This window comes from Methanosarcina sp. DH2 (assembly GCF_020804225.1).
Taxonomy (GTDB): Archaea; Halobacteriota; Methanosarcinia; order Methanosarcinales; family Methanosarcinaceae; genus Methanosarcina.
Genome location: NZ_WJBI01000014.1, coordinates 181,909 through 187,908 on the forward strand (window position 1 = coordinate 181,909; position 6,000 = coordinate 187,908).

A 6,000-nucleotide genomic window follows, 5' to 3' on the forward strand; every position below is an offset into this window, starting at 1 on the left:
CAGTTTGTAGCAATTATTTTTAACAGTTCTATCTCCTTTTTAATTCCATCGTTTCTTTCTTGGCCGAGATCAGTTTGTGTCTCAATTTGAGATGCTCGCACCTCAGCTGCTTTAGTTTCATCCCGCAACTCTCATAAAGTTCTGATTCTTCAAGATCCGATTCCGCACGTAACTTTTCGACTCTCAATATTTTACCTTGGATACTACCGGTTTTTTTAAATGTAAGATTATATGCACAAAAAACTCGTTCTCAGCAAATTGAAGATCTAAACTTGATGGCTTTAAATTTTATTTTCATGATCCTTTTTCAGGCAATTACTTGTAAAGGTTCCCATCTTTGGGTAAAATATCTTGATAGCTTTAAAATAAGAGAAAAATCAGCTTCTTAAGTTTCAAAAACTGGATTTGTGCTTTTCAACCAATTTCTCATATACTTCCAAAGTTTTTTCTGCTATGGTTTTCCAGTTGTATTTCTGTTTAAGAAGATCGTTCCCTTTTTCTCCCATCCTGTTACAGCCAAGCCCTTCAAGAATATAATTTAGGCCCCAGGCAATAGAAGAGGGTTCTTTATAAGCAATAATGCCTGTTTTGAAGTTTTCCACAAGGGCAACTGCATCACTTGCGACTATCGGTTTACTTGCGTCCCAGGCTTCAAGTACGACAATTCCGAAAGGCTCGTTCCTACTAGGAATGCAAACAAGGTCACAGGCATTAAACCAGTCTATCACAGTATTATCCGGGGCATACCCAAGAAAGTTACAGGAATTACCGATCCCAAGTTTATGAGCTTGATATTCACAATGGGCGCGCATTTCCCCTTCTCCTATGAGTACAAACTGTGCATTCTTTTTTTTCAGAACCCTTGCCGCAGCTTCTATTAGCAGGTCAGGCCCTTTCTGATATGCCATCCTTCCAGTAAAAAGCACAACTGGAAGACACGGATGAATGCCATAATGCTTTTTTATATTCCCTGGATCAACTTCTCTTTTAATCTTTCCCACATTTATGCCATTAGGAATTTTCCAGAGTTTGTAATCGGGAATTTTGTAAATTTGCTGAATTTCTTTTTTCAATATTGTCGAAGTAGTGATCACATCGGAGCATTCGTACCCTCCGAGCCATTCCCTATGCGAGATTTCCTTTGCCTCCCACCAGTCTCCATAACTATTTCCATTACGTCCCCATTCAGTGCTGTGAAAAGTCAGAACAAAGGGCAGCCCGAACTCGGCTTTTATTCTGCAGAGAACATTTACAGGATGCCAGTCGTGCCCGTGCAAGACGTCAAATTCTCCTGCTTTCTCTCTTATATTCAGGAACCGATTGTACATATTGTCGCACATCATGTTCATCTGTTCCACTATCCCCCCAATTTGATCACATGTAACTCTGTGATAGTGGACTCCAGTGATTATCTCATCATTATTTTCATGGCCCCGTGTAAAAAGGTGAACCTCGTGCCCCTCAGCTGCAAGAGCTTCTGAGAGTTCGGATACATGGGGGGCAATTCCCCCAACACGTATGGAATACAAACTTTCCCAGGAAAACATTCCTATTCTAATTTTTTTCATAGGCTCACTTATCCCTTTTTGTCAAGGTGAGAGTCAAGGAACTAAATCCCAAACAGGATACTGTGTGCCTGGCGGAGTTTAACCCTGGTTCCCAGGTGAAGAAAAATTCCTTAACTGCTGCATCAGGCCGAGAAGGTTAGCCTCACCCCACAACTCGACAATCTTACCATCCTTAATACGGAAGATCTCTATACCAGTCATGGTTATTGTTTTTTCTGTGGCCGGCAGACCCATAAAATCGCCTTTATGTATACCATGGGCTGTGAAGCGAGCAGTCACATTATCTCCTTCGGCAATCATATCTTCTATTGTAACATTGAGATGCTCGAAGGCTGCTCTGCATGAGGTAATTACTTCTTTTATTCCATTGATTCCTGAAGATACAGGAAGAGGAACATGAAGAGTGAAATTAGATGATAGCAGTTCATTGGCAATATTTAGATTTCCTTTGGAGGGCCCTTCCTCAAAGAATCGACGGACTATTGCTTTATTTTCTTCTGTAGACATGTTTCCCCTCTATTGTTTTATTTATCCTGTTTGTGTGATTTGGCCTCACAGCAAGCGTGTGGATTCGGTTTGTCTCGGGACTTTAACAACGAGTACTCTAAAGATTCCAGCTCCAGGATTCAGAAGGCGGTGAGGAACTTTTGCAGGACTTTCAATTAATGTATCCCTACTGACTTCCTGTTGTTCATCCCCAATCTCAACAATTCCTTTCCCCTCAAGAATATAGAAAAAGACATCTGTGGGAGTGCTATGCTTTTTTAAGGCTTCTCCTGGCTTTAGTTCTATGTGTACTGCTTGGGCATGTTCTGTATCATAGAGCATTCTAACGCTTACATTATGAGGATTCGGCTTTTCAGGTGAAGATTCCATATCAATAACTTTCATATTGTTCCCTCTTTTTGACCATAATTTTATGTTATTCAGTATATTTTAATAATTTAGTTAGTGTTGCGTCAATGTTCAGAGATTTGATTTCTGAATAATCACAATTAATTTATACGATATTTTGCTGTTGACGCAATACCAGTTTCTTCCTAAAGTTCAAGCTTGATTCAGAAGTACTTTCATATCCGCTTCAACGGTTGTGTTTGGCCTGATATTGAAATTATCAACCAGCACTTTAAGGACGTTCGGCGAAACAAAGGCTGGGAGTGTTGGGCCTAGGGTGATGTTCTTTACTCCAAGACTCAGGAGGGCAAGCAGGACAAGCACGGCTTTTTGCTCATACCATGCTATGTTGTAGGAAACAGGCAGGTCATTTATATCTTCAAGCCCGAAAGCCTCTGCAAGTTTCTGAGCTATTACTACAAGAGAGTATGAATCATTACACTGGCCTGCATCGATTACTCTTGGGATTCCTCCGATGTCGCCCAGGTCCAGCTTGTTGTAGCGGTATTTAGCACAGCCTGCGGTCAGGATGACTGTGTCTTTCGGAAGGGCTTTTGCAAAATCGGTGTAGTATGCTCTTTCTTTGTGCCTGCCGTCGCAGCCTGCCATAACCATGAATCTGCTGATTGCTCCACTTTTTACGGCATCTATTATCTTATCTGCAACAGAAAGGGCTGCATCATGTGCAAAACCTCCAACTATTGTTCCACTTTCCAGTTGCTCGGGAGGCTTGCTCATTTTTGCCTGTTCTATAAGGGGAGTAAAGTCCTTTGTGCCATCTTCTTTTTCGTATATATGGGTAAGCCCTTCAAAACCCACGACTCCTGTAGTATAGATCCTGTTTCTGTATGAATCCCTTGGTGGGATTATGCAGTTTGTTGTCAGCAGGATGGGGCCGTTGAACTTTTCGAACTCTTCGTTCTGTCTCCACCAGGCATTTCCGTAATTGCCTACAAAATTGTCATATTTCTTAAAGGCAGGATAAGAGTTTGCAGGCAGCATCTCGCCGTGGGTATAAACATCAATTCCTGTGCCTTTCGTTTGTTCAAGGAGCTGTTCGAGATCTCGAAGGTCGTGCCCACTGATAAGTATTCCAGGCTTATCTCTTACACCTATGTTAACTACTGTTGGTTCAGGGTTTCCATATGTTTCTGTATTTGCTTTGTCAAGCAGGGCGAGGACAGCTACACCTTTCTGTCCGCACTCCTGGACAAGGTCGATTAGAGCTTCCACTCCTAAGCTGTCGTCTGTTGTTGCAACCAGTCCTTTTTCTATAAACTCAAAGCTTGCTTCATCTTTATACCCCAGAATATAGGCATGGTGTGCATAAGCGGCCATTCCCTTCATCCCGTAGGTGAGAAGTTCTCTAAGGGATCGGATATCTTCATCTGCAGTTGAGTGAACAGCAACATCCAAATTTCCTATGTTTTCAGGGGTAACTGTAGCCACTGCAGGCAGGCCTTTTTCGGCATCTATTATTCCCGAAGGAAGCTTTGCCTGAATGTTGTCTCTGAGCTCAAATCCTTTCTTTATATAGGATTCAATTTCCTCCTTGTCAAAATTAGTGTTAGTAAGAGTGGCAAAGAAGCCGTCAAGAATAAAACGATCTGTTGCTTCTTCATTCAGACCTGCAGCTCTTGCTTTAAGATTATAAAAAGAGATGCTTTTGAGAACATAGATTAATCTGTCCTGAAGATCTGCAACTTCTCCTTTCTTGCCACACACTCCATTTTTCGTACAACCTATTGACTTAAAAGTTTCTTGACATTGATTACAAAACATACTTTATCACCTTTAAAACTGTTATTCAGTTTACTCTCAGTTTTTTCATCCTGTCATATATAACGATTCAGTTTCTTAATCATTGAGGTGTAGTGTAATATAGTAGTAGAATGTATCTGTAAAAAATACAATAGGGAACTATTTTCTATACGATAGTGGCTCATATATAGGAGACAGTTTCGATATGGGTACCTTAAAAATAAAAATTCAATTTCACAAGCTAGAGCTTGGATTTTATCCTCTAGGTTGCAAACAATAGAGATTTTTTCTTTTTGTTGACACTTTATTCCGCCTTCAACAGTTTCTCTTATGATGTATTCGATCTTGTGCAGGTAGCCCAGAGTAAAGGATAGTTGTCCAAGCAGCCGGTACAGAATAGAAATTCCACGTTTCGAGTTCGGATTACAAATAGCAATCTATAAGGAAAACCGAATCATTAACAATTTTTATATACATTAATTCTAATGCCTTTTCAGGAAGTGATCTTATATGAATGAGAAAAAGGTTGATGAGTCTTTACTCAAAAGTAAGGGCTTTCTGCCTCAGAGGCAGGAAAACATGGTTTCAATGCGGGTTAAAGCTACTGGTGGCAGGGTTGACGTAGAAAAGCTGCGTGCAATTGCTGATGCTGCTGAGAAATACGGACATGGATATATCCACATAACTTCAAGGCAGGGAATTGAGATTCCTTTTGTCAAACTCGAAGAGGCTGAAGAAGCAAGTTCTGAACTTGAGAAGCAGGGAGTTTTGAAAGGCTCGTCTGGAAAACGAGTAAGAGCAGTAGTTGCCTGTCAGGGAAATGAGGTTTGCAGATTTGGGTTGATCGACTGCCAGCAAATAGCATACAGGATAACTGAAAAATATGTAGGAGAAACTGTTCCCAAAAAACTCAAGATCGCAGTAACTGGCTGTCCATCGGCTTGCGTAAAACCCCAGGATACCGATTTTGGAGTAATGGGTACGACAAAACCACAAATTTTCTCAGAAAATTGTGTTGGCTGCAAGCGCTGTGAAAAAGCATGTAAAATGGAAGCAATAAAGGTTCTGGAAGATAAAGCTAGCATAGACATGGAAAAGTGCATCCTTTGCGGGTTATGTATAGCAGCCTGCAGGAAAGATGCGCTGAGGGTGGAAAAAACCGGATACACAATCTTTGTCGGAGGTAAGCTGGGAAGGAAGCCTGGACATGGGACAAAGCTTCTTGAGCTTGCGGATGAAGAACAGCTTTTCTCAGTCCTTGAAAAAACCTTTGAGTATTACAGGAAAGAAGGTCTTGATGGAGAAAGGTTAGGAGACCTCTTTGACAGGTTGGGATTTGAAAAATACAGGAAAGAAGTTCTTCTTTGAAATTCCAGAGTTTTTTCCAGGAATAACGTTGATAGGCCTATGAGACTCTGGCCACAGTAATTCTACTTCAGTAATGGCTTTGATTCTGTCGATATTAAATCGTTTTCCATGTAGGATTCAGCCAACATTTTAACGAAAATATACGATAAGCTTTTTAGTACATTATATGGGCGCTACCACTGCTCATTTTAAAGCCTATTGATTACTTTGTACCTTACTTTCCGCAGATCCCCACTCAAAAGTAGTATTTTTCACAATTCTTCCCCATCAACCTTATTATCTTGCCCTTAACTTCATCCATGTTAGCAATTTGAGTTACTACTTTTGAATCAACTTCCACTTTTACTTCTGTAATCTCCCTCATTAGCATAAAAGYCCACTTCAAAGTGGGCTTTTATGCTAATGAGGG

Annotated in this window: 5 protein-coding genes and 1 pseudogene; 1 reads left to right on the forward strand and 5 read right to left on the reverse strand. The window is 40.7% G+C overall.

Translation table 11 applies throughout. The features are described 5' to 3' along the window. Positions 1-392: 392 nt before the first annotated feature. The 4 genes from FXV91_RS14715 to hcp form a co-directional block, all read right to left on the reverse strand. Positions 393-1,568, reverse strand: a complete 1,176-nt coding sequence (locus FXV91_RS14715; RefSeq protein WP_229391433.1) for a glycosyltransferase family 4 protein — start codon at positions 1,566-1,568, stop codon at positions 393-395. A gap of 78 nt (positions 1,569-1,646) precedes the next feature. Next, positions 1,647-2,075 carry an ester cyclase gene (locus FXV91_RS14720; protein ID WP_229391434.1) on the reverse strand — a complete coding sequence of 143 codons (429 nt, stop codon included), beginning with the start codon at positions 2,073-2,075 and terminating at the stop codon, positions 1,647-1,649. 45 nt (positions 2,076-2,120) lie between these two features. Further along, positions 2,121-2,459 carry a cupin domain-containing protein gene (locus tag FXV91_RS14725; RefSeq protein WP_229391435.1) on the reverse strand — a complete coding sequence of 113 codons (339 nt, stop codon included), beginning with the start codon at positions 2,457-2,459 and terminating at the stop codon, positions 2,121-2,123. 156 nt (positions 2,460-2,615) lie between these two features. Continuing rightward, positions 2,616-4,244: a hydroxylamine reductase gene (gene hcp / locus FXV91_RS14730; protein WP_229391436.1), complete on the reverse strand. Its 1,629-nt coding sequence runs from the start codon at positions 4,242-4,244 to the stop codon at positions 2,616-2,618. A gap of 489 nt (positions 4,245-4,733) precedes the next feature. Here hcp and FXV91_RS14735 point away from each other — a divergent pair, with 489 nt between their 5' ends. Next, on the forward strand, positions 4,734-5,591 hold the full coding sequence (locus FXV91_RS14735) for a 4Fe-4S binding protein (protein ID WP_229391437.1): 858 nt from the start codon (positions 4,734-4,736) through the stop codon (positions 5,589-5,591). 235 nt (positions 5,592-5,826) lie between these two features. Here FXV91_RS14735 and FXV91_RS14740 read toward each other — a convergent pair. Next, a pseudogene (locus FXV91_RS14740) lies at positions 5,827-5,985 on the reverse strand (IS1634 family transposase); the annotation flags it as partial. Between the last annotated feature and the right edge of the window lie 15 nt (positions 5,986-6,000).